The sequence below is a fragment of the Dictyobacter formicarum genome (assembly GCF_016587435.1).
Genome location: NZ_BNJJ01000007.1, coordinates 324,440 through 347,887, shown reverse-complemented (window position 1 = coordinate 347,887; position 23,448 = coordinate 324,440). Strand labels below are relative to the sequence as shown.

At 54.7% G+C, this 23,448-nt stretch carries 20 protein-coding genes; 7 read left to right on the top strand and 13 right to left on the bottom strand.

Features of this window, described 5'->3' with window-relative positions:
* Nucleotides 1-2 precede the first annotated feature (2 nt).
* From JMI88_RS14640 to JMI88_RS14630, 3 genes are all read left to right on the top strand, one after another.
* Nucleotides 3-653, top strand: coding sequence for an RNA polymerase sigma factor (locus JMI88_RS14640; RefSeq protein ID WP_201362606.1), 651 nt, complete (start codon nt 3-5; stop codon nt 651-653).
* On the top strand, nt 653-2,518 hold the full coding sequence (locus JMI88_RS14635) for a hypothetical protein (protein ID WP_201362605.1): 1,866 nt from the start codon (nt 653-655) through the stop codon (nt 2,516-2,518). The genes JMI88_RS14640 and JMI88_RS14635 overlap by 1 nt, the downstream gene beginning before the upstream one ends.
* Before the next feature lie 132 nt (nt 2,519-2,650).
* Nucleotides 2,651-3,103, top strand: a complete 453-nt coding sequence (locus JMI88_RS14630; protein ID WP_201362604.1) for a cupredoxin domain-containing protein — start codon at nt 2,651-2,653, stop codon at nt 3,101-3,103.
* A 290-nt stretch (nt 3,104-3,393) separates the two neighbouring features.
* Here JMI88_RS14630 and JMI88_RS14625 read toward each other — a convergent pair whose 3' ends face one another.
* The 6 genes from JMI88_RS14625 to JMI88_RS14600 form a co-directional block, all read right to left on the bottom strand.
* Nucleotides 3,394-5,481 (bottom strand): serine/threonine-protein kinase, encoded by a 2,088-nt coding sequence (locus tag JMI88_RS14625; RefSeq protein WP_201362603.1) that lies wholly within the window; start codon nt 5,479-5,481, stop codon nt 3,394-3,396.
* A gap of 377 nt (nt 5,482-5,858) precedes the next feature.
* Nucleotides 5,859-8,279: a peptidase domain-containing ABC transporter gene (locus JMI88_RS14620; protein WP_201362602.1), complete on the bottom strand. Its 2,421-nt coding sequence runs from the start codon at nt 8,277-8,279 to the stop codon at nt 5,859-5,861.
* A gap of 54 nt (nt 8,280-8,333) precedes the next feature.
* Nucleotides 8,334-8,873 carry a hypothetical protein gene (locus JMI88_RS14615; protein ID WP_201362601.1) on the bottom strand — a complete coding sequence of 180 codons (540 nt, stop codon included), beginning with the start codon at nt 8,871-8,873 and terminating at the stop codon, nt 8,334-8,336.
* Nucleotides 8,874-9,146: 273 nt separating this feature from the next.
* Nucleotides 9,147-9,404 (bottom strand): hypothetical protein, encoded by a 258-nt coding sequence (locus tag JMI88_RS14610; RefSeq protein WP_201362600.1) that lies wholly within the window; start codon nt 9,402-9,404, stop codon nt 9,147-9,149.
* 106 nt (nt 9,405-9,510) lie between these two features.
* Complete coding sequence (locus JMI88_RS14605) at nt 9,511-9,738, bottom strand: hypothetical protein (protein ID WP_201362599.1); 228 nt, start codon at nt 9,736-9,738, stop codon at nt 9,511-9,513.
* A 64-nt stretch (nt 9,739-9,802) separates the two neighbouring features.
* Nucleotides 9,803-10,030, bottom strand: coding sequence for a hypothetical protein (locus JMI88_RS14600; RefSeq protein ID WP_201362598.1), 228 nt, complete (start codon nt 10,028-10,030; stop codon nt 9,803-9,805).
* Nucleotides 10,031-10,627: 597 nt separating this feature from the next.
* Here JMI88_RS14600 and JMI88_RS14595 point away from each other — a divergent pair.
* The 3 genes from JMI88_RS14595 to JMI88_RS14585 all read left to right on the top strand — a co-directional run bounded on the left by JMI88_RS14595 (nt 10,628) and on the right by JMI88_RS14585 (nt 13,013).
* Nucleotides 10,628-11,119, top strand: coding sequence for a phospholipase D-like domain-containing protein (locus JMI88_RS14595; protein ID WP_201362597.1), 492 nt, complete (start codon nt 10,628-10,630; stop codon nt 11,117-11,119).
* A gap of 72 nt (nt 11,120-11,191) precedes the next feature.
* Complete coding sequence (locus tag JMI88_RS14590; RefSeq protein WP_201362596.1) at nt 11,192-11,812, top strand: HD domain-containing protein; 621 nt, start codon at nt 11,192-11,194, stop codon at nt 11,810-11,812.
* Nucleotides 11,813-12,398: 586 nt separating this feature from the next.
* Nucleotides 12,399-13,013 (top strand): Tm-1-like ATP-binding domain-containing protein, encoded by a 615-nt coding sequence (locus JMI88_RS14585; RefSeq protein WP_201362595.1) that lies wholly within the window; start codon nt 12,399-12,401, stop codon nt 13,011-13,013.
* A gap of 32 nt (nt 13,014-13,045) precedes the next feature.
* On the opposite strand, the gene JMI88_RS14580 is transcribed toward JMI88_RS14585, so the two are convergent.
* The 7 genes from JMI88_RS14580 to JMI88_RS14550 form a co-directional block, all read right to left on the bottom strand.
* A complete protein-coding gene (locus JMI88_RS14580; RefSeq protein ID WP_201362594.1) occupies nt 13,046-14,401 on the bottom strand; it encodes an IS4 family transposase in 1,356 nt (451 codons plus the stop codon).
* Nucleotides 14,402-14,581: 180 nt separating this feature from the next.
* On the bottom strand, nt 14,582-15,124 hold the full coding sequence (locus tag JMI88_RS14575) for a L,D-transpeptidase (protein WP_201362593.1): 543 nt from the start codon (nt 15,122-15,124) through the stop codon (nt 14,582-14,584).
* Entirely contained in the window at nt 15,060-15,518 is a 459-nt protein-coding gene (locus tag JMI88_RS14570) for a hypothetical protein (RefSeq protein WP_201362592.1), read from the bottom strand. Before JMI88_RS14570 ends, JMI88_RS14575 begins: the two co-directional genes overlap by 65 nt.
* A 552-nt stretch (nt 15,519-16,070) precedes the next feature.
* On the bottom strand, nt 16,071-17,330 hold the full coding sequence (hutI, locus tag JMI88_RS14565; protein WP_201362591.1) for an imidazolonepropionase: 1,260 nt from the start codon (nt 17,328-17,330) through the stop codon (nt 16,071-16,073).
* Nucleotides 17,331-17,407: 77 nt separating this feature from the next.
* Complete coding sequence (gene hutH / locus JMI88_RS14560; protein ID WP_201362652.1) at nt 17,408-18,934, bottom strand: histidine ammonia-lyase; 1,527 nt, start codon at nt 18,932-18,934, stop codon at nt 17,408-17,410.
* A gap of 115 nt (nt 18,935-19,049) precedes the next feature.
* The gene (hutU, locus tag JMI88_RS14555) at nt 19,050-20,702 is read right to left on the bottom strand and encodes a urocanate hydratase (RefSeq protein WP_201362590.1); all 1,653 of its coding nucleotides are present in this window, start codon (nt 20,700-20,702) and stop codon (nt 19,050-19,052) included.
* Nucleotides 20,703-20,749: 47 nt separating this feature from the next.
* Nucleotides 20,750-22,045, bottom strand: a complete 1,296-nt coding sequence (locus tag JMI88_RS14550) for a formimidoylglutamate deiminase (RefSeq protein WP_201362589.1) — start codon at nt 22,043-22,045, stop codon at nt 20,750-20,752.
* Between the two features lie 414 nt (nt 22,046-22,459).
* On the opposite strand from JMI88_RS14550, the gene JMI88_RS14545 reads away from it, so the two are divergent.
* Nucleotides 22,460-23,122, top strand: coding sequence for an IclR family transcriptional regulator (locus JMI88_RS14545; protein ID WP_201362588.1), 663 nt, complete (start codon nt 22,460-22,462; stop codon nt 23,120-23,122).
* Nucleotides 23,123-23,448: the final 326 nt, after the last annotated feature.

The window sequence follows — 23,448 nt, the reverse complement described above, 5'->3', positions numbered from 1 at the left end:
GTATGGAGCAACAAATATCAGATAGGGATGGAGAGCTTGCATTGATTGAACGGGCCGCTCATGGAGATGCAGAGGCTTTTCGCTATCTGGTTGTTTTTTATGAGGGCCGGCTCATTGCCTATCTGACACAGATGCTTGCGGGCGATAGGGAGAATGCTCGTGACATCGCGCAAGAAACATTTATCGTTGTCTATCAAACCCTTCCGCATTGGAAGCCTTCAGATTATGCCAGTGATGTATCAGATGAGGTGCGGCCTGGCCGCTCGGGAAATGGGACGCAATTGCTGGCACCGTGGCTCTACCGTATTGCCACGAATCGCGCACTCTCATTGCTGCGCAAACAAGATGTGCGCAGGCGCGTGCACAGTACAGCTAATGGCCGACCCGGGAATAGTGCGGCTACATTTGCGCATAGCGGTCAGCAGTCCTCGTTTGAGGACGGTTCGATTGCGCGAGAATTGTTACGTGTCGCGCTCAGTACTCTGGCAGAGGAGGATGCGGCCTGCCTGGTACTGCATTATGTTAGCGGCGAGCGCTATGGCGAGATTGCGGCCCGTCTTGGAATGAGTAGCGAGGCTGTGCGGAAGCGGGTTTCACGTGCGTTGATAGCTTTGCGTAAGGCGTACAGGCTGTTGGATATGGAGGTGTGCTAATGAGTGAAATGCAGGCTTTAACCCACGATGAGGCCAATGCTCTTCTGGGAGATTACGTTTCCGCAGAGATCAGCGAGCACATGAGATTCCGTGTTGAACTGCATGTACGGGAGTGCCTGTTTTGCCAGCAGGATATTGCTGAGATTGAACATATTTGTCGTTTGATGGCGACTGTGAAGGATGGAGCGCCAGAAGCAACATCTTCAACTTCTCTGGCCGATGCTGTACTGGCACGACTCGACCAGCCGTCAGCTTTGCAATCTACCGCGTTTCAATTGCTGCCAGCAGAAAATAGCCAGCATAACGAAAATGTCGCACCTATCCGTCCGCTTTTTGATGTTCTAGACGTTATGGATACAGAAATCGCACAGAGGAAAGGTGTGCGAGATCAACGCAATAGCAAAAAAGATTATGGCTTAAAAAATGTAAATGATAATAGTACTTATTCCCAAAAAAGGATACCTGTAATGCAACAAAATTATGGGCAACGGAAAACACACACATCTCTATGGGCCACACTGGTAGCGGTACTTGTGGTGGCTATTATTGCTGGTAGCTTCTTTAGCTTGAAGACACTATTGGTGGGTAGCAAGAATAATAATAATCCACAGCCACCGCACCATGCTGTTCCTGTCGCGACCCCGACTCCGTCGCCGACTTCGCCTGCTACTCCAACGCCGTCAGCAACTGCTATGAGCGTCACGCAACCAGTGCCGGCGACCCAGACAGATTGTCCCGCCCCCAACACAGCGCGGGCTATGGTTACGGCTCCCCTGGCACAGGGTCCACATCCGCAGATCGTTTATATTGCTCAGGATGTTAATAACGCGGCTAGCTCGAATCGCATCATGCGTTATGATACTGTTTCGCATGAGAGCCACGAGATCTTCAATGCTCCTGGCACGTATGCGATCAGGGATAGCATCCTTTCAGCTGATGGACAATGGGTATTGTTTGAGTTGTACGATGCTACGAAGTCTGCCGGGGGCGCAATGGTTGAATTGCGCATGGTGCGCGTCGATGGACAGGGGCTGCAGACACTCTATTGTGGTGTGACGGCAAAACTGACCTGGTCGCCCGATAAAAAATGGATCGCCTTTGATGATCCTATTCAAGCTCCCAGTTCAGCCGACACGATCCACCTGATCAACACAACAACCGGGCAGTATCTGGACGCGGTAGATATCCCTCAACAGAATACCCCTCCTGGATACAATCCACGTCCTGCGTTCTGGGCTTCACCAACACAACTATACCTGTCGGATGTGTTTGGTTCAAACCCCTTCCATACCTACCTGCTTGATGTCAACAATGGCGCGCACCAGGCACTCAGCGCGTTGCCGCTGGTCAGCACACAGCCGTATGTACTGGGTCTTGCTGATGGATCAAACGTCTATCTGCTGGCGCCAGCCTGTTCGGCAGGAGCAACCACATGTAGTAGCGGCCTGGCCGGGATGACGGCGATCGAACGTCTTTCGGCCGACTGGAAAGCGCCGCAAACGATCTTTCACCAGTCGCAACTGCTTTTAGGTAACTTCAGTCAGGTAGACAAAGCAAATCTGCTGGTAGTGGCCAGTAATCCTTCGGCGAGCACTCTTGAATTGTGGCTGGTGAAAGCCGACGGCAGTGGCGCGACACAGCTTGCCAGCGCGCAGGCCGACTGGAAAGCATATCCGAACCACATTGGCAACGGGTCTGTTACTACTTCTGCTGATGGTAGCATGTTTGCCGTTTCTAACTGGCCATCAGCAACAGGAACCACCCCTGAGATTGTCTATGGAGAGCCAAAAGCGGGCGGAACGCTCACGGCGGTTCCACAGGATAGCGGCACCTATCAATACGCGTTGGGATGGGCATGGTTGTAGGTGCGCCTTTGGGCACCGCGTGGTTTCTGAGTGCCACAGGCTCCTGTAACCATTGCCCGTAGTTATCTTTAGTTGCCTTTCTTCGATCAAAAGAAGAAGATGATGGAAACAAGAAATGAAAAGAGGAGAACCATGGTGCTTTTTTTTCAACGACACCTCTGTTCCTTTCGTGCGCTCATTGGAATCCTTGTTGTCGCAACAGTGCTTCTGATGACTGCCTGTGACAGAAGTGGGAGTAGTAGTAGTGGCAGTGGGGGCAGTAGTACACAGCCAACGGCCACCCCGACGTCCACGATGGCAGCTTCTAAGACGCCGGCGAAAGTTGTGCAGGTGAAGATCGTCGAGAAGGATGACAAATATTCGTTCGACCCTGCCTCGATCACCATTCCTAAGGGGGCACAGGTGGTCTGGACCAATACTTCAGACGCGCCGCACACCGTGACCAGTGACAAAAATGCCTTCACTGCCTCATCTAATTTGACGCAGAACCAGACCTTCATGATGACCTTCAATACAGCAGGGACCTATGCTTATCACTGTAGTATTCATTCCTACATGAAAGCGACGATTACCGTCACATCCTAGATGGAAATGTTGAGATTCTGCACCCTCTGGATCACCAAATGTGAGCCAGTTCCCTTGAACTTCCAAACTTACGTAAGGGAACCGTGCTTTGAGGTTTTTGATCTGGTCGGCGATATGCGTAAGGTGCGACCCTTGCGGTCGCTTCTGCTGAGCGGCGAGGATGAGCATGCCCCCGGCATGCTCACAACGAGGTCGCTCAAACGGGGCAACAAGCGGCCACAGAGGGCCGCACCTACGATGGTTGTCGCGTTTATTGTTACAGCATCAAGCGCCCGCGACGGGCGCACATATCAGGCGGGGTCGATCAGGCGACCCATGATGCTGTAGACTACCAGGATGATCAGGCTGATGGCGATGTTGATCAGGACGATCAGGCCGATCTCTGGGAAGAGGCGCCATTCTTTGGCATTGTATAGGATGAAGCTGATGACAGCGGCCAGGCCAATGACTGCCAGCAGGCTGGCCCGTATCGATGAGCCTATGCTGGGGAACTTCCTGCGGCGCAGCATGGTGAGCCCGGTTAGCAGGCCGGTTATGCCGTAGAAGGCCACCGGGAACCACCAGGCGTGATATTGTGGTCCAAAGTTGGCGTTGTGAAATAAGGTGGCCGTCAGCGTGTCGTTGCCCCGATACATGAAGTCGGCAATCATGGCTCCGCCGGCGCCTACCAGTATCCCCACAATAGGACCAAAGGCGGCTCCAAAGAACAGCGGCAAGACGAGCAGGATCGGGATGCTTCTGCCGTAGATTATTGGCTTGAAGCTATGCAGGAAACAGAACAGGATAATGCCGACGACGGTGGCCAGTAGCGGCCATTTCCAGGCATTCAGCGGCCCCAGCCAATCTTCCAACGACTCCCTGGGCATGTCTGCATGTGAACGCTCGTCGGGCTCATCATAATCATGATGGGAGGCGCCGCTATAGGATGACTGGGGACGGTGTTGTTGCTGCTGTGCGGGTGGTTCCGGTCGGTATGGCTGCGGGCCGTTGTGCTGTTGATATCCCTGCTGCTGTCCATTGTTATAGCCAGGATGATATGGTTGCTGCTGCTGCGGACGCTGCATTGGTGGATACGGCTGCTGCGGTGGCCGCTGCTGCTGGTATTGCTGTGGATTGCTCTGAAATGGCGGGCGCGGTCCATTATTCGGCCCACCCTGAGGCGTATTGGTTGCTGGCAGAACCATTTTCTGCTGACCAGGCTGCTGTTGCTGCTGTGGATAGGCGCTATTGGGATTATGTTGCGCCTGCCTGTTGGTCTGGGCCTCTGTCAGAGATGAATGCATCGTGGGCGCTTGCCCCTGATTCCCCGATTGGTTGCTGGTGCTCTCTTGTCCGGTCGGTGCTGGTCGGTTGTTCTGCTGCGTGCCCATTTGTTGTGCGCCATGGGTAAGGTTGGGCTGGCTGCCGCTCGATGGATTGAAGGGCTGCGATGCCATGGCCGTAAAGGGTGCTGGCGAAACTCCACTAATGTTCGGCGTCTGTGGTGGTACATTTGTATCCGACTGCATCGCGACCGTGCTGTACGGACTTGACGTTCCGGAGCCTGACATCAACTCTGTCTGATAGGATTGTCCTGCCTGCGACAGCGCGCTGGCAAAGGCTTTGATATTCTCAAAGCGTTTTTTGGGATCCTTATCCAGGGCCTGCATCACCACGCGTTCAACTTCAGGGGAGACCTGCCCCAACTTTTCTCTGAGGGGTGGTGGTGCCGCGAACATATGCTGGGTACACATTTCAGTGAACGAGCCACGGAATGGGCGATCACCGGTGAGCCATTCATAGGCAACAACGGCCAGCGAATACTGGTCGCTGGCCGGTCGGGGCTTGCCCTGAATCTGCTCGGGCGACATATACGCGACCGTGCCGATGACATCCTGTGTTCCCTGGTAGCGCGAACTCTGAGCCACCAGTGCGATGCCGAAATCGCTCAGCAGGACCTCATTGCGCCTTCCTAGCAGCATATTTTCTGGCTTGACGTCCCGGTGAATAATATGCTCATCATGGGCGTATTGCAGTGCATCCGCTACCTGGGTAACGTAAGGAATGATGGTCGTGAGAGGCAGCGCAACACCCCGCGCATGCCGCTGGCGCAGCGTCCCATTGGGAGCATAATCCATGACCAGGTAGGGGGTCTCACCATCAATACCGAAATCCAGCACACGCACAATATTGGGGTGCGATAAACGTGCAATCGTCTGTGCTTCTTTTAAGAAACTATCTGTATCATCCGAACCAGAAAGTCGTGCCTGTAGGATCTTAATGGCAGCCTGTGACTTCAGGTAGAGATGCTCTCCGAGATAAACCTCGGCAAAGCCGCCCTGGCCCAGGAGTTGTACTATCGTATAGTTCCCTAGTCGCTGCCCGATGCGATCGGCCATCCTTGCTCCTTTTTTTCGCGCTTGTCAGCTCGCATGCTCTAATTTGCTGGCTCAATTGTAAAGAAATGGCGCAAGAACGTCAAGTTTTTACCTCATAGGTAGGGCTTTCTTATTATATGCACGTTGTTGTTTTTGATCTCGAAAATCACGTATGATTAGCAATGTTATCATGCGTGAAAAAAATGGCCCACAAGGGCCAATACATTTTATTTAAGCGAGAAGAAACAAGAATTCGTAGGTGCGGCCTTCACCGGCCGCTTGCCGCCCTGCCCGTAGGTCCAGGCCTTGCGCCCGAACCTACGATTTCTTGTTTCTTGTTCCTTGTGTGCAATTTTTGTATTTATGCGCGATAATGTGTCTATAACGTATAATTGCCGTTAGCTGGCTTTGACCTCGCCGCTGGCAAGCTGGTTTTGGATCAGGTGTGCGTAGTAGCTGTTTCTCTGTAAGAGTTGCTGGTGGGTGCCCTGCTCGATCAGGACGCCGTCGTCGAGGACCAGGATGCAGTCGGCGTTGCGAATGGTGCTCAGGCGGTGGGCAATGATGATCTGGGTGCAGGGCAGGGCGCGCAGGTTTTGCTCGACATGCTGCTCGGTGACCACGTCGAGCGCGCTGGTGGCCTCATCAAGCAGCAGGATTGATGGCTGACTGGCCAGGGCCCGGGCGATCGCCAGGCGCTGGCGTTGTCCACCCGATAAGGCGCTGCCCCCCTCGGATACAAACGTCTCATAGCCCATGGGCATCTTCATGATATCTTCGTGCAGGTCAGCTAGCCGGGCAGCCTGGATCACCGCTTCAATACTGATATCGGGAGCGTTAAAGGCAATATTCTGGCGGATCGTCCCGCTGAACACGCTGGCATCCTGCATTACCACGCCAAACTGTGCTCGCACGGCCTGATAATTCAGGAAGCGCAGCGGGATACCATCGTAGTTGATTTCTCCCTGGCTCGGGATGAGGAGTCCCAGCAAGAGCTTGCCCAGGGTACTCTTTCCAGAGCCGGTGCGACCCACGATGGCGATTTTCTGGCGGGGTTGGATGTGCAGTGAAATGTCTTTGAGTATGTGTGGCGAGTTCGAGTCGTATTGAAAGTTTACATGATCGAGGCTAACGCGGCCGCTTAAGCGTGGCGGCTGCTGTACCGTCTGGATGTTTTGTTCTGGCTGGGCATCGAGTACGTCGGCGATACGTTCGAGGTGCGAATGGACCAGCTGGACCTGCTGGGCGCTGCGCACCAGCGACGAGAGTGGCGACAGCACGTAGGCACCCAGCGTGCTTAGTCCGACCATCGCGCCAACCTGCAAATGGTGGCTCATTACCAGCTGGGCACCCAGCCAGAGCAGCGCCAGCGGGGCCAGGGCCTGTAAACTAACCAGGCAGGTCGAGACGGTCGAGGTGAAGTAGTTGCGGCGGATAGAGATGTTGAGCTGATTGACGAAGAGATTCGACCACTGCTCGAAGGCGCGATGTTCCGCCCCCGCGGCCTTTAAGGTGCCGATGCCGGTGAGCATCTCGCCCACATAACCTTGCAATTTGCCCGCGTTCTCCAGATCCTGCCGGGAGAGTGCGCGTACCTTATGTTTGGTACAGAGCAACAGCATTACCTGGAGCAGCCCGATTGCCAGTACGCAGAATCCAAATGTGGATGAGTACCAGAATAATATGACCAGTGAGATGATGATGGTGCAGCTATCCAGAAAAGTCGAGATCAATTGATTGCTGATAATATCGCGGATCGTGGCGTTGCTATTGATGCGGGCCAGGATATCGCCGCTGGTACGCTTTTGGAAGAAGCTATGGGGAAGCGATAGCATGTGCTCAAAGAAATTGGGCAGCATCGTGAGATCGATACGAGCTTGCAGGTAGGTCAGCAGGATATTGCGCAGGAGCGATGTGACGAACTCGGCGGCCAGTACGATGACGGCTGCTGCGCCTAACAGGGGCAGCAGGTTGCTCTGTTCGTGTGGGATTACTGAGTCGATAACAAAGCTGGTGGCCACCGGCAATGCCAGGCCAAAGCTCTGCAAGAGGATGGTTGCGGCACAGATTTGTAGCAGGATAATGGGGGCGCGCTTCACATATAGTTTAGCGTAGTTGTATAGGCTGATCCGTGAGGCGGTGGTGTGGCGCACAAATTGTGTGCCCGGTTCCAGCATAATTACCACGCCAGTAAAATTATCCTCAAATTCTTCGATGGGGATGCGCTTACGCCCCGAGGCTGGATCGACGATATCGACTTTTCGCGGACCCCAGCGTTCGACGATCACGAAGTGGTTGAATTGCCAGTGAATAATGGCTGGTAGGGAGACCGCGCGAAAATCGTTGTCCTGGAGCGAGATGGGCCTGACGCGCAAACCATATTTGCGCGCGGTTTTCACGATTTCCAGCGCCGAGAGGCCATCGCGACCAACGCCAGCCTGATTGCTGATCTCCGAAATGGTGGTTTTACGACCATGATAGCACAGGATCATGGCCAGGCAGGCTGCTCCGCACTCGACGACGCTCATCTGTAGCAGCACCGGGACCCGACGCCGAAACAATGTATGGTACATCTCAAAGATTGCCAGCCAGAGCGCCTGCAGCAATCCCACGATAGGCGCAGGCTGCCGCGCACTGGTGGGTGGCTGTACAGGCGGCATAGGCTGGGCCGCTAGCTCGCGACTGTTTCTCGCAATGGTCTGTTCACGCTGCTCCACTGTATCTTTCACCAGGGCCGACGAATGGCGACTGATACGGCCAAGCTCGGCCAGTTGGGCTAACCTTCGACGCTCCTCTAGCGGCATAGAAACTGATGCCATGGCTGTTTTCTCCTGTGTGTTGTTCATTATATAGTTACCTCCAGACAGAGTGTGCTAAAACGAGAGGAGCGGTTGGGGGGCAACCTGTATACGGGCTGTGATCGCACTGTTCTCCTGCGCGGGCGTTGCCGGGGACGTCGTTATGGTGGCCTGGATGACTCTGACCGGCGTGCCCAGTGCAGCAATGGCATCATCCGTTAACGCAAACTGCTTTTTCAGATCCGCTGGTTGACTGTTCGCGGGCGCGATCGTGGTTATTCTGGCGGGCAGAGGGGCCTCTTTGGCGTTGAGTTTGACCTGTAGCGTCTCGCCCACCCGCAGCGTTTGCTTGACCTGTTGCGGTAGAAAGAGCGCAATCGTTGCCTGGCGCTGGCTGTTCGCCGTGGCCGGTAGGATAATACCAGGAATGGTTGTATAGGCTGGTAATGGAACAGTGAAGATTAGCAGGCCGATCAGGGTGAGCTGGAGTAAAAAGAGCCAGAGCCAGAGCAATAAAAGTGGCGACGCAAAACGCGGTAGGATATCTTTCTCTCTCTTTTGGATGTAGTGCTGTAGGGCCCTTTGTCGGAAGATAGGGCGACGTTGAGGCGACATCGCAACATTCCTTTCTTTATATATAGAAGGTATATATAGGCCTGAATTTTTATTGTGATTATCAGCAACTATTCAGATACCTGGTTTGCGTTCTCCGGCACCTGCTGTAGAAATTTTTTATGCGTATAAATAATGAAAGGTGTATGGAGACTTCCCTGTCAAAGAAATCTCCATACACCTGATCGTTACGAAGTTACATGGAACGCATTATTGGATGGTAACACTATCAGTATTGTCGCTTCGTTGAAGTCGTTTCCGATCTGCATTTAGCCTTTAGTAGCAGTCATCGCAGTCGTCATCGTCGCCATAGTCGCAGTCGTCACAGTCGTCATAGTCATGATGGTGATGGCCATGGTGGCGGCGATGGTGATGGCGTTTGCCATGGTGATGGCCGTGGCGTTTGCGGTAACCACCAATGATTGAACCCAGATCCGTTTCGTTGAGCTCGATCGCAGTTTGGGTTGGCGCTACAGGGTTAAGGGGCTGCTCGCTGCGTACACCTAGTGAAGAGAGAATTTTGCTGAGAGTCATCGTTGTGTTCCTTTCATCTGAACTGTTTCACATGTATTGAACTTGCTCACCTGGAGCTGAAAAGTGTCTATGTTTGTGGCAAAGACGGACTTCGTGTATCAGACAACTACCAACCGCCATCAAAGTCGCCATAACCGTAGCGAGACGCAGACACACGGCGCTTGATAATAACGGTCTTTTCAAACGATTGGCTTTGGCCAAAACCGAAGCCTTCATCGAAGCCTCCCCATCCCCCGCTGACATTCTCAAGATCCTGCTCGTTCAATTCAATCATACTCTGTTGCTCAGTGGCGATGGCTTCTGGTGTTAATGGCATATTTTTCTTGTTCATCATGGGCTATACCTTTCTGTTTAAGCATTGTTGCTGTTGCGTATTGCGTACTTCCGATATCAGACGACTACCAACCGCCATCAAAGTCGGAATAACCGTAGCGAGACGCAGACGCACGGCGCTTGATAATAACGGTCTTTTCAAACGATTGGCTCTGGCCAAAACCGAAGCCTTCATCGAAGTCTCCCCATCCCCCGCTGACATTCTCAAGATCCTGCTCGTTCAATTCAACCATACTCTGTTGCTCAGTGGCGATGGCTTCTGGTGTTAATGGCATATTTTTCTTGTTCATCATGGGCTATACCTTTCTGTTTAAGCATTGTTGCTGTTGCGTATTGCGTACTTCCGAAGTGGGAAGTAGCATATGCAGGTAGTCTACATTCAATGGTCGCTTGCTGCAATCTGACGGCTCACAGTTACAGTGTGATGTTCTACACAATATGTTTAATGTTGTGTTTTGATAGCGCTGTATCTGACACTATAAGTGTAAATGCTTTCCTTTATCATAAGAGGAGAGCCCGATGGAGATCTTGCCATCAGATTGAAAACTAATCTTGAAGTGATGCGCTATGCTATTAAGTTGTTCATGTACTGAAGGCGATATTCTCAATGGAGAAGTATCTTATGTGAGTAGTTTAGCCGAAAGCAAGTAGACTAACAATCTAGCGCTTCACAATTACACTGTGAAGCTATCCACTATCAGTAAACTGATCGGTTTAAAATAAATATATGCCGCGAAGAAGATCATCTATTTATGTATGTCGATAAAAAAGCAATCTGAAATGTGGATAAAGCAGGGGCGCTTTTTACCATCGTTGTTGGTTGGGAAAAATCATTTTTTAAAGAAGCCGAAAGAAGCCGGATGGCAAATTCATCTGTGGAAGTGTGACAAATGTATGCGCCGCGTCGATACTTCTTATTAATAGTGGGAGTTGTGTGCCCTGAACTCTATGCCAGGAGCGAAGATACTATTTTGCATGCCCTGATCAAAGCGGTCCAGCGTGGGATCGATGTGCGCATTCTGATTCCGGCGGTCTCCAACCATATCGTTGCCGACTGGCTTTCACATGGCTTTTATACCCAGTGCCTGAAGCACGGTATTCGCTTATTGCTGTACTCGGATGCTATGATACATGCAAAGACAGCCACCGCTGACGGCGAGTGGTCCACGGTCGGCGCCGCCAACGTGGATCGCCTGAGTATGATGGGCAACTTCGAGGTCAACATAGAATTTTATGACGAAGATGTGGCCAGAGAGATGGAGAAGATCTTTGAATACGACACCTCGCGTGCCCGCGAGCTCACACTAAAACAATGGGCCAGGCGCCCATTCTACTGGAAAATTGGCGAATATATGCTCTATACATTTCGCCCCTTTTTCTAATCGGCTGGCTGGCTGCGATGATATATGCAATGATGTGTGTATATAGTATGCATAGCGATCAGAAGGGAATCGATGCCGATGGATACACTGGTGACGCGCGCCTTTTTACTGGCCGCAGAGTTGCACGCAACGCAGACGCGTAAAGCCTCGCTGGTCCCTAATACTCCTTATTTGGGACACCTCATGGAAGTAGCGGGCATGGTGATGTCCAATGGTGCTCCTGATGCTGCTGTCGCGGCAGCCTTGTTGCACGATGCTATTGAAGATCAAGGTGCCGGGACGCGTGCGTTGATCCAGGAGCAACTGGGGGATGAGGTGCTGCTTCTGGTCGAGGAATGCACCGAGCCCGGCACGGGCGGCCCTATCAAGGCACCCTGGCGTGAGCGCAAGGAAGGTTATTTACAGCAGGTACATTCGGCCTCTCTCTATGCCCTCTTGATCAAGTGCGCGGACAAGCTCCACAACGCGCGTGACCTGCGCAAGCAGGTGCAGCTCGATGGTGCGCAGGCCTACGCAGCCTTTAGCACCGGCAAAACCGAAAAACTCTGGTTTTATAACGCCTTTGTGCAGGCCGCCCGCCAGCGCCTGGCCACGCTGCAATCCCAACAACCCCAGGAACCCCTGATCCAGGCTATCTCATATCTCCTCAACGACCTCCAAACCGTCCTGCGCGACCTGGATACGCAACCCTGATAGCGCGTGCCCAGCGTCCTTCCAGCTCGAAAAAGCAGTCAGAAAAGAGAACACTCGTAGGTGTGGCCTTCGCGCGTCAGCGCCCGCGAGGGCCATATCCTTTGTAATTGGTGGTGCATAGTGTGCGCAACGCGCACACTATGCACCACCAATTACAACTGTTTTGAGCACCGAAGGTGCGAATCGTCAGGGGCCGCAGGCGCGAACCGCATGGCTTTCAGATACTCTCTAAAAAAAGCTTGATAAAAAACCCGATTTTTACTTTCATGCTCGCGAAAGTCACTGGTCATACGCCTTGTATATATGGTATATACTTACTATGTTGGATATTTTTTAAGGGCTGTCGCATCCTGCGCGTATTCTCGTTGGAAACGAAGAGATAGGCTGCCACAGCGTTTTTCAGACAGGTTGTTCCTGGGCGATTACTGAGTAGAGCTGTTGCTAGTTTAACGCATTATTGTCATTGTCATGTCATGATCACTGGGCCTGCGAGCTTATAACGTGGTACCCGGGCCAGTTATGGAACTGGCGGTGATCAGGAGCTCGCGGCCATGTTGATCCTTATTCTTTATAAGGAAGTGTGCAGATGACGACAGTTGTACTGCTTGGAACATTGGATACCAGGGGACTGGAGTATGCCTATGTACGCGATTGTATCCAGGCTGCTCAATGTAAAGTTGTTTTGATGGATGCTGGCAGCAAAGGAGTGCCACAGATCCAGCCCGATATTTCCAGGGAGGCGGTTGCGCGAGCTGCTCATATCGATATTGCTCAACTCGAACATGCCGATCAGACCACAGCCATCAAAATGATGGCGAAAGGCGCGACTGCTATGGCCGTCGAGCTATTTGCTCGTGGACGCCTGCACGGCATCATGGCCATTGGTGGCGGTGGAGGATCCAGGCTGGCGACCAGCGCCATGAAGGCCTTGCCTCTGGGAGTGCCAAAGTTGCTGGTTTCCTCGCTGGCTTCGGGCGATGTGCGACCATTTGTGGGAGCGATGGATATCTCTATTATGTATTCGGTGGTTGAAATTACCAGTATCAACGTTGTGACGGAGCGTATCCTGACCAATGCGGCGGCTGCCATTGCCTCGATGGCCCTGGCTTATGATAACTTTGAGCTCTCAGCGCGCGCCCGCCTGCATCCCTACCTCACGCATCCTCCCATAGACAGGGTCCCGGCCTCGTCGCCGTCGTAGGTGCGCCCCTTGCGGCATTGACTCCAACTAATTCATTCCTTCTTCTTTTTGGAGGAGGACCCCCGACGATTGGGGTCGGCATCAACGGCATAGCGTGGCTTCTGCATCCATTGCAGATCCACTGGCGGCCAGGTCACCTCGTGCCAGCTGATGTGCGGCAACTCGTGTCGGGTTCGGGTGCTGGGACGGACGAACCCCAGCGCTCGTCCCTTCTCTTGGATCACCTGCCCGATATCGATGCCGTGCGCCAGGCAGGTGGGCAGATAGCGGATCAAGAGCTCCAGAGACACGTCAAAGAGATCGACCCCGGCCTCAGCCGCGACACGCACATGCAAGGCATGCAGCAGTTGCGCCAGCAGCACACTGCCCCAGATTTGGGCTCCCAGCACCTCCGGCTTCGAGCTGATCATGAAGCGCATCTGCAAATAGTCTTTCAACACCCGGAAGCCCAGCTCTATGTCCCATCTCCGCGCGTACAAGCGGACAATATCGGCGCCACTGAGCATCCGAGGATCCCAGATATTACAGATGTAGGTGTACCAGATGCCCCGATAGCGATAGCGCACCAGGCGCACCAGATGTTGACAGCGATCGGAGCGATATTTGCCCATGAACACCAGCGCTTCGAAATAGCCATCGCGCTGCACCAGGATATGTTCCATGCTCCAACTGCCATTGCTGCGCACCCGACTGACCCACCAGATGCCCGCGTTGGTCAAGCTATCAAACCAGGCATAGTTGTAGTATCCCAGATCAAAGAGCAGCAAGGCTCCCTTGCGCACACTTTTGACCATCTCTTTGGCATGGGCCTGACAATTGGCCACCGCGTTGGGCAGCAGATCAATGCGTTTCCATTGTTGACGCCGGATGTCAAACAAACAACTCAAGCGTCCGGCCAGCAACTGCGAATGGCCGGCGGGAAGCCCTTGCAGATCAGGGACCCAACGCTTCAAGGCATCCAGGGTCGACTCATCCAAGGCCAGCACCTCAGAGGCAAAGGAAGCGAGCGAGCGGTCCTCGTAGGGGATCATGCGTGTCCCCAACCACTGGGTCATCTGAGCACACAACTGCTGCATCATCCAGGAGCCTTTCTCCTGCAAGCGATTGTAGATGGCTTGATCCACGACCGCTACCGGAGCGAAAGGGCCCAGACCGAACCCGCTGATCAGACGCCAGAGGTCCAATTGGGAAGTCCAGCCCCGCAGCAAACACCACAAACACCCCAGACTCAACAACAGCCAGGACACCTGGAAAGGGCGTCCCCGTTTCTTCAAGGCCGTCGAGGACGCAGCTAGATCACAGGCGGCATCGTGCAGGAACTGGCCGAGCAGTTCCTTGGTCTGATCAGGGGGTGGCAAGAGGTGCTGCAATGATGTATCATGGGACATAACGAGGATGATCCTTTCTGTGGAGAGAAAGTGTTTTACAAGTATTATCCTCGTTTTTTTTGTCATTTTCAAGTCACCCCTGAATTAGTTGGAGTCAATGCCCTTGCGGGCGCTTCCTTGCTTCCCGTTCGGCAACGCACGGCAAAGATTGAAACGCCCGCAAGGGGTATGCCTCGTATATCAATAGGAGATAACCAGAGGTGTTCCGATGGGGGCCCAGTTGTAGAACCAGAGGGCATTGTCGACGGACATTTCGACGCAGCCATGGGAGCCGGTCATCTGGGTACCATTGACGGTATGCGGCACATTGGTGCCGGGTCCAAAGTCGCTTCCGCGCCAGGTGGCGTCGTGCAGGAAGAGTAGTGTGCCCTGGAAACCTAAGGCGTAGTTGATGTGCAGTGGATCATAATAGTAGGGCGAGCCTTTGGGCCAGGGAGAGTAGAAGGTGGCTGGATGCAATTTACTGATAATCTGGAATGTACCAGTTGGCGTTAGCAGACCCGGTTGCCCGCTGGTGATCAGATTTTGATGTACCAGCGTACCATTTTCATAGGCCGAGATATTTTGCGCGGTTAGATTAACCTTAATAACTTTTCCCGGGGTAGTGGTGGGTCCTGTTGTTACTACTGGTACAGGTTTAGTGGTGCTGACCAGTTCACTATAGATATATTGGGGCGTACTGGTTTGATCTGAGACGCGATACCAGAGAGGTCCATTGCTCAAAATTCTCCCCATTGACCGTTCCATAAACCGTCAAGGCCTGCGCAGCCGCTACAGTTTTAATAATATAGCCGCCGGTAAAGGGGATGCTGCGCACGTTGGCAACACCAACTGTATAGATAGTTGAAGGCATTGCATTCCAGGATATAGTCAGGGTTTTCATTGGATCCACGGTTGGTGTTGGATCGGGAACGTTCTGGGCTGCCGCGGTCGCCGTTGGAGACGGTACGCGATCAACATTTGTTATGCTTTGGTCCATGCGGTTTGCGAACGTAGTTTTCGTCGAGGCCGGTGTAGTTGAGGCCTGAGTTTCTGCGATTGGATTTCCACAAGCAACTATAAGTAGTGAAAGAAGAGATAAGATAGCGACCAGAGTAAAAAAAGAAGGACGTTTCATATGTTTTGGTGTATATCCTTTACAAGCAATTTATTGTTGTGCTTATCATAATATAAGTTAATTCATATGTATAAATCAAGGAAAATAGGGGTAAAAGGTAAAGATTAGCTATAATTATATCTATTCGAGATACGGTTGGGATAAGATGACATAGTCTATCAAAAATGTCATTAGCAAGTATCTTTGTGAGAAACATATTTATACAATGGATTAAAAAAATAGAATTGCCGCAAGAAAAGTGTCGTATTCTGGCTCTCTCGTGCAACATGTATATAATGAGCGGCAAAGGGGGACCATATGCTTTCGGATGAACAATTTAGCTTCTGTGCAAGGCGCGTGAACGCTGGCTTATGGAGGATGAGGGGCTGCATGTTTTCGCCGCCTGCATCTATGTGGCCATGTAGCAGGAGCAGTACAATGCCCATGGGGAGACCTTCGAGCAATTCTTCGTCCGCATAGTACGCTCAAAGTTGAGCCCGGGTATCCTTGAGCAGGTCTACACCACCTTCATGGACCAATAAAGATGTATTCTGGATCCATCCTGGTCGAGGACTAGAGGACCAGGATGGATTGAACGAGATTGGTGCCAAAGTGGTAGCCGATCTCGTGATAGTCGTGAATCGACCACAGCGCTAGCTCGCAGCGCTTGCCGATTTCCAGGCTGCCAATCTGGTCCTGAAGCGCCAGGGCGCGAGCGCCGTTGATGGTGGCGGCGCTCAACGCCTCTTCCAGGCTCATCCCCATGGCGGACATGGCCAGGCCAAGCATCATCTGCATGTTTTCGCTGTATGAGGTGCCGGGATTATAATCGGTGGCCAGGGCGACCGTGAGTCCATGGTCGCGCAGGCGGCGGGCGGAAGGATAGGGGCTGCGCAGGGTATAAGAGCAGCCGGGTAGCAAGGTGGCGATCACCCCGGCCGCGCGCATAGCATCCAGGTCGGCGTCGCTGGCATAATCCAGGTGATCGGCCGAGACGGCTCCCAGTTCGGCGGCCAGTTGGCTGCCGCCCGAGGGACTGAGCTGGTCGGCATGGACCTTGAGCTGGTAGCCTAGCTCTTTGGCACGCGTCAGGATACGCCGGCACTCAGCCACAGAGAAGGCTTCGCGCTCGCAGTAGACATCGCAGAAGCGGGCCATTTCGGCAAAGGTCGGCAACATCTCTTCGACCACCAGGTCGACATAGGCCGCGCGCTGTGTGCGGTACTCGGGGGGCACGCTATGGGCGCCCAGAAAGGTCGGCACCACTCGGATGTGCTCATGAGGGAGGGAAGGGCTACTGTTCAGATCGTTGATGATACGCAGGCAACGCTCTTCTGCCTCCACGTTCAGGCCATAGCCGGTTTTGATCTCGACGGTCGTTGTGCCGTGGGCGCGCACCGCAGCCAGGCGCTCGACCGCCAGGTCCAGCAGCACCTCTGAGCTGGCATTGCGCGTCGCGTTCATGGTCGTCAAAATGCCGCGCCCCTGCCTCAGCAGCTCACCGTAGCTGATGCCCTGGCGGCGCAGATGAAACTCTTCGGCCCGGTCGCCAGCAAATACCAGGTGTGTATGCGAGTCCACAAAGCCAGGCGTGATCACACAGCCATAAGCATCCACAATATTGACTTGCTGCGGCTCAGAGCTGGCAAGCTGTTCATCGACATCCTGATCGGGTCCGATCCAGCTGATATTGCCCTCGTCATCGACGATGATGGCTGTGTTCGTCAATACCTGTAACGGCCCACTGGCGCCGGCAATGGGAGCTTGTGCCACGCTGACCAGTTGCCCAATATTGCGCACTATGGCTCTGACCTGTCGCTGCTGTTGTTCCACTTTGCGTATCCCCTTTGATAAACTGGCAGATGCGAGGTGCCTGGCTTTGACGGGCAGGCACCTCCACATGGTCTCTTCTATTCGATTTCGGCCACCTGGCCGGATTGAGTGAGCTGGACGAGCGCCTCGATATCTTGGGAGAGCACGCGATCCTCTTTCAGGGTCGCGACATGGGCGCGCACCAGCTCCCTGGCCTGCTGCACCCCAGAGCCAGGCAGGAGAGGCAGGCGGAAATCGAGCAACTGGGCCGCGCAAAGCAGCTCAATCGCCAGCACCTGCTGGGTCTGCTCGATGACGCGGCGCAGCTTGTGGGCGCTGGTGACGCCCATGCTGACAAAGTCTTCCATGCCGGCCGAAGTTGGAATCGAATCGATGCTGGCCGGATGGGCCAGGACCTTGATCTCGTTGACCAGCGAGGCGGCCACATACTGGGCGATCATCAGACCCGAGTGCAGGCCGGGATGCGGCGTGAGGAAGAGAGTGGTCTCAGCCCCCTTTTCTTCCCAGTCGTGCGGGCCAATGACGTTGTAGACGCGGCGCTCGGAGAAGCTGGCCAGCTGGGCCAGGGCAATGGCCAGCATGTCCAGAGCCAGGGCCAGTGGTTGCCCATGGAAGTTGCCGCCGCTGAGTACATCGCCTTCATCAGGGAAAATAAGTGGATTATCGGTCACAGCGTGCAATTCGCGCTCAAAGATGGTGGCGCAATATTCGATGGCGTCGCGCACAGCTCCGATGACCTGTGGGGCGCAGCGCAGCGTATAAGGATCCTGCACGCGCGCGCAGTTCTGGTGGCTAGCATTCAGCGCGCTATCGCGCACCAGCTGCCTGAGCCGGGTCGCGCTCACGATCTGTCCCGCCTGTCCCCGGCGCTGATGGATGCGTGGGTCCAGCGGCACATGGCTTCCCAGCAGACCTTCCAGGCTCATGGCGCAGGCTACCTCGGCGCTGCGCACCGCTACCTGGGCATCGACGATAGCCAGGACCGCGATGGCCTCCATCAGATGCGTGCCATTGATCAGCGCCAGCCCCTCTTTTGTATGCAGGCTGATCGGTTTGAGCCCCGCCTGCTCCAGTGCCTGGGCTCCGCTCAACTTTTGGCCTTGATAGATAGCTTCGCCCTCGCCGATCAGGGTCAAGGCGAGATGGGACAATGGAGCCAGGTCGCCACTGGCACCCACCGAGCCGCGCGAGGGAATCAGCGGACAGATACCCGCGTTGAGCATGTCCGCCAGCGTCAGCACAATTTCGGCATGCACGCCGGAGTGGCCCCGGGCCAGGCTGGCGGCCAGCAACACCATCATAGCGCGCGTCACCTCTTCTGAGAGTGGTTCGCCGACGCCTGCCGCATGGCTGCGAATCAGATTGTATTGTAGCTCGACCTGTTGATCGGAGGAGATACGCATCTTGCTCAGGTGTCCAAAGCCCGTAGTGATGCCGTAGACCTTCTTGCTGTCATCCACGGCCAGCCGATCGATGACCATGCGGGCGGCCCTGATTTTCTCCAGCGCCTCATCACTGATAGTGACCGGCGCATGCTGCCTGGCGACCGCCACGATATCGGCAAAACTCAATGCTTGTCCACTAATAATTACCCGCGTGGGCATTTCTGAAAGATAATCTACGCTCAATGAAACGTCCTTTCTGACAATGTGTCAGACTCCCCCATCACTTTCGGGAAGGTGTATTCGCCTTATAGGTTCGGGGCTTGCCCCCGATTTTTCAGAGCATCGGAATTTTCACATTATATTGTTGCGCGTATGTCAAGGCTTCTTCATAACCCGCATCGACGTGTCGAATGACGCCCATGCCAGGATCATTGCTGAGGACGCGGGCGAGCCGTGCCGCCGCCTCTGGCGTGCCATCCGCCACTGTGACCTGTCCGGCGTGCATCGAATAGCCGATGCCGACGCCGCCGCCATGGTGTAGCGAGACCCAGGTGGCGCCCGACGCGGTATTGACCAGGGCATTGAGCAGCGGCCAGTCAGCGATGGCATCGCTCCCATCCTTCATGCCCTCGGTCTCGCGGTACGGTGAGGCCACCGAGCCACTATCCAGGTGATCGCGTCCAATCACAATCGGGGCTTTGACGATCCCTTTCGCCACCAGCTCATTGAAGGCCAGTCCCGCCTTGTCTCGCTCGCCATATCCCAGCCAGCAGATGCGGGCAGGCAATCCCTGGAACTGGATCTTCTGTCGCGCCAGGGTCAGCCAGCGCTTCAGGTGCTCGTCTTCAGGGAACATCTCTAGCAGTGCTTCATCGGTGCGATAGATATCTTCCGGATCGCCCGAGAGCGCCACCCAGCGGAACGGACCCTTGCCGCGACAGAAGAGCGAGCGGATATAGGCCGGTACAAAGCCCGGGAAGTCCAGGGCATGCGTTTCACCTGCCTCCAGTGCCTGGCCGCGCAGGTTATTGCCATAGTCAAACACAACGGCGCCACGTTTCTGCATGTCCAGCATTGCTCGTACATGGATCACCATCGAGGCTTTGGCGCGCTGGATATAAGCTTCTGGATCGTGTTTGCGCAGATGTTCTGCTGCTTCCAGTGTGAGTCCGGCAGGAATATAGCCATTGAGGGCATCGTGGGCCGAGGTCTGATCGGTCACCATGTCCGGAATAATATTGCGCCGGACCAGCTCGGGATAGATCTCAGCGGCATTGCCAATCAGGCCAATGGAGAGCGGCCGACCATCTGCGCAGGCTTCCCGTACCTGCGCCAGCGCCTCGTCCAGTGTGCGGGCGATCGTATCACAATAACCGGTCGCCACGCGGCGCTGGATATGCGACTCATCAACCTCAACGGCCAGGCAGACGCCCTCATTCATGGTCACGGCCAGCGGCTGGGCGCCACCCATGCCTCCCAGGCCGGCGGTCAGCACAAACTTCCCCTTCAGAGTCGAGCCGAAATGCTGGCGGGCCGCCTCCGCAAACGTCTCGAAGGTACCCTGCACAATACCCTGTGAACCAATATAGATCCAGGAGCCAGCCGTCATCTGCCCATACATCGTCAGGCCCATCGCTTCCAGGCGCCGGAACTCATCCCAGTTGGCCCAGTGCGGTACCAGATTCGAGTTCGCGATCAGGACGCGCGGCGCATTCGCATGTGTACGCATAATTCCGACCGGCTTGCCCGACTGCACCAGTAGCGTCTCATCGTCCTCCAACTGTCGCAACGAGCGCACAATCGCCTCATAGGCCTCCCACGAACGAGCGGCCCGGCCCGAACCACCATAGACCACCAGATCCTCTGGCCGCTCCGCCACATCGGGGTCCAGGTTATTCATCAACATGCGCATGGCCGCCTCTTGCTGCCAGCCCTTACAGCTAATGGTCGTCCCGCGCGGCGCGCGAATTTGCGTTTTCTGTACCATGTTCCAGTTTCCTTTCACTGGTGAAATAAAGCTCAAACTCTCTATGTTCAGGCCGACCAGACCTTCTGGCCCTGTACCCATGTTTGCTTGATGACCTGGCTTGCGGAGGTCCCGAAGCAGAGAACGTCCAATAGATCCTCGGGCGTCCAGCCAGCCAGCGCGGGCACCTTGAGATCGATCGCAATAAAATCGGCCGCCAGCCCGGGAGCGATCAGGCCGGTCTGCAATCCCAGCGCCTGCGCACCGACCTGGGTGCCATACGAAAACAGCAGGGGACCGGGCGCGCCCATCTCATCTGGGATCAGCACACGCCGGCGTTGATAGCGCATGCGAGCCGAATATTCGGCCCAGCGCAGCTCTTCAAAGGGATCGAGGCGAGTATTGCTATCCGAGCCGATGGCGAGAGGAATGTCGGCCTGGACCAGCTCGGCATAGGGAGCGATGCCATCGCCCAGATCGCCCTCGGTGGTAGGACAGACACAGACGGTGGTGCCTGCGCGGGCCAGCAGAGTGATCTCGTGGGCATTGGCATGCGTGGCATGCACGACCGTCGTCAGAGGACCCAGGGCCCCGCTGTGCTGTAGCAACTCGATCGGCGTACAGCCCTCGGCCTCCAGGCACTGCTCGATCTCGGCCTGCTGCTCATCGGCATGGATATGAAACGGAATGTGGTGTTGCCGACTATAGGCAGCGATGGCCTCGAGCCAATCGGCAGGAACGGCGCGCACCGAGTGAGGAGCGACCCCGAAGGGAATGCCAGTAGCGCGCAGTGCCTCGGCCCGCTCAAGATACGCGGAGAGCGAGCTATCACAGAAGCGGCGCTGCTCGGCGGAGGGCGGTTGCTTAAAATTGCCCTGCGCATAGGCCGTCAACAACAATACCACGCGGATGCCCGCGTCGCGTCCGGCTTGTACTACCGCCTCCGATAGCACATTGGGCTGCGCATAAGGTTGGCCATCGGGCTGATGATGGATATAGTGGAATTCGCCGACGCTCGTATAGCCGGCCGCCAGCATCTCGCGGTAAACCTGCCGGCTCTGCTCGTAGATCAACTCGGGGGTCAGACGCTGTGCCTGCGCATACATCGCATTGCGCCAGGTCCAGAACGTATCATGGGCCGAAAGTCGGCGCTGCGTATGCCCACGTAACGCCCGCTGAAAGGCATGGCTATGCGTATTGACAAAACCTGGCAGCAGAGCCATGCCTGGCAGCGACTCCGTCACCTCCACGTCGCTCTCTCGATCGGCGATCGCCAGAATCATACCCTCATCGGAGATCTGCACAACCTGATTGGGCATCAAACCTTGAGGCGTATAGACATAATCAGGGGCAAGACCCTTCATAGAACAACTCCACGCAAGAATATTGTAGCTGCCTGTCTGAACGAATGATTTTCATTGAGTGAAAGTACTTATCATATAATGAAAATGTAACACGAAGAGAAATCCCCTGTCAAGATCGTAGACATCGCGCTCCCATAGGTTCGGAGCTTGCCTCCGATTTCTCTCTCGACGCACGTAAATGCTCCGAACCTACGGGGGCGCTTCCTTGACGCTGGTTGATTATATATGCTATATTGCCGGGGCTGAGATCTTCTTTTTCACTCAGTGAAAATCGTGCTAAATTAAATTGTGCTATCAAATTGTGCCGTTAAATAGTATTACACTATCGACATCAATGGTGTAATCTTCTGTAGGCGTCCCCGGCATGCCAACCAACAAACCAACAAGGAGTGCACATTGAAAGAAGCCCTGGACATGACCCAGGCCGTAGGTCCGGTCGAAAGAGTTCTTCATCTCCTCATCTGTTTTCAAACGCACGGTGATGGTTTATCCCTGACCGAACTGGCGAAGATGACGAATCTGTCGCCGGCCACCGCAACGCGACTGCTCAGGGTTCTGGAGCGCTACGAGTTTATTCGCCGTGGACCCGACCGCCTCTATCGCCTGGGACCGCAGGTTATGCAGCTTGGCCTGGCCGCGCTGCAGGATATGTCTCTGTACGAGATTGCCCGCCCGCACCTGCGCCAGCTGGCCGAAGAGACTGGCGAGAGCGCCCACCTGGGTGTGCTGTTGGGCGAGAGCAGCGTGCTCTATGTCGACCAGGTGTCCAGCCGCCAGGCGGTCCAGGCCGGTATGTGGTTAGGTAGAACTGTGCCGGTCAGCAACACCGCTATCGGAACTGCCATCCAGGGCCGCGTTGACCGCAACGGCTATGTTGCCCGCCGCGACGCCGTCGAGCCCGACGTCTCGTCGGCCGCCGCTCCCATTTATGACCAGTCCAGCACCATCGTTGGAGCCATCAACGTCATCGGCCCCACTTACCGCATCTCAGACGAACAGCTTGCCCACATCGGGACCCTCGTTTCCGAGCACGCCCGCCAGATCTCGCTTGCTCTTGGAGCCCCTTCATATGTATGACATCTATCTCTCGAGCGGCTGTAAGAGCGCTCCTGATCTAACAGATCTCATTTTTTGGACATGTGTTGAGCGCCTGACTTGAAATCAAACCAGGCGCTCTCCAAGCCATTATTGTTTATTTTCTCTTTGATAAGCTCTGTACCTGCGTGCCTCACGTCTTTTGCGAAGACGTTTGAGTTTGCCGGACGTTTCAATCATTTTGCCGCGCATGCGGCTTGGACGATCCTGCCGGATATAGGATGGTTGTATATTCGTCCATGATCCTTCAAACAAAACTGGATCAGGCAGGCTCATCTCTGGAGGTGGTGGATACCTTTTTTTCTGCG

Coding starts and splice junctions, on each gene's coding strand:
- JMI88_RS14580 (WP_201362594.1), bottom strand. CDS start 14,401: ATGTCCCATGATACATCATTGCAGCACCTCTTGCCACCCCCTGATCAG.
- JMI88_RS14600 (WP_201362598.1), bottom strand. CDS start 10,030: ATGATGAACAAGAAAAATATGCCATTAACACCAGAAGCCATCGCCACT.
- hutH (WP_201362652.1), bottom strand. CDS start 18,934: ATGCCCACGCGGGTAATTATTAGTGGACAAGCATTGAGTTTTGCCGAT.
- JMI88_RS14545 (WP_201362588.1), top strand. CDS start 22,460: ATGACCCAGGCCGTAGGTCCGGTCGAAAGAGTTCTTCATCTCCTCATC.
- JMI88_RS14550 (WP_201362589.1), bottom strand. CDS start 22,045: ATGAAGGGTCTTGCCCCTGATTATGTCTATACGCCTCAAGGTTTGATG.
- JMI88_RS14595 (WP_201362597.1), top strand. CDS start 10,628: ATGTATGCGCCGCGTCGATACTTCTTATTAATAGTGGGAGTTGTGTGC.
- JMI88_RS14615 (WP_201362601.1), bottom strand. CDS start 8,873: ATGTCGCCTCAACGTCGCCCTATCTTCCGACAAAGGGCCCTACAGCAC.
- JMI88_RS14620 (WP_201362602.1), bottom strand. CDS start 8,279: ATGGCATCAGTTTCTATGCCGCTAGAGGAGCGTCGAAGGTTAGCCCAA.
- JMI88_RS14630 (WP_201362604.1), top strand. CDS start 2,651: ATGGTGCTTTTTTTTCAACGACACCTCTGTTCCTTTCGTGCGCTCATT.
- hutU (WP_201362590.1), bottom strand. CDS start 20,702: ATGGTACAGAAAACGCAAATTCGCGCGCCGCGCGGGACGACCATTAGC.
- JMI88_RS14635 (WP_201362605.1), top strand. CDS start 653: ATGAGTGAAATGCAGGCTTTAACCCACGATGAGGCCAATGCTCTTCTG.
- JMI88_RS14625 (WP_201362603.1), bottom strand. CDS start 5,481: ATGGCCGATCGCATCGGGCAGCGACTAGGGAACTATACGATAGTACAA.
- JMI88_RS14605 (WP_201362599.1), bottom strand. CDS start 9,738: ATGATGAACAAGAAAAATATGCCATTAACACCAGAAGCCATCGCCACT.
- JMI88_RS14590 (WP_201362596.1), top strand. CDS start 11,192: ATGCCGATGGATACACTGGTGACGCGCGCCTTTTTACTGGCCGCAGAG.
- JMI88_RS14640 (WP_201362606.1), top strand. CDS start 3: ATGGAGCAACAAATATCAGATAGGGATGGAGAGCTTGCATTGATTGAA.
- JMI88_RS14570 (WP_201362592.1), bottom strand. CDS start 15,518: ATGAAACGTCCTTCTTTTTTTACTCTGGTCGCTATCTTATCTCTTCTT.
- JMI88_RS14610 (WP_201362600.1), bottom strand. CDS start 9,404: ATGACTCTCAGCAAAATTCTCTCTTCACTAGGTGTACGCAGCGAGCAG.
- JMI88_RS14585 (WP_201362595.1), top strand. CDS start 12,399: ATGACGACAGTTGTACTGCTTGGAACATTGGATACCAGGGGACTGGAG.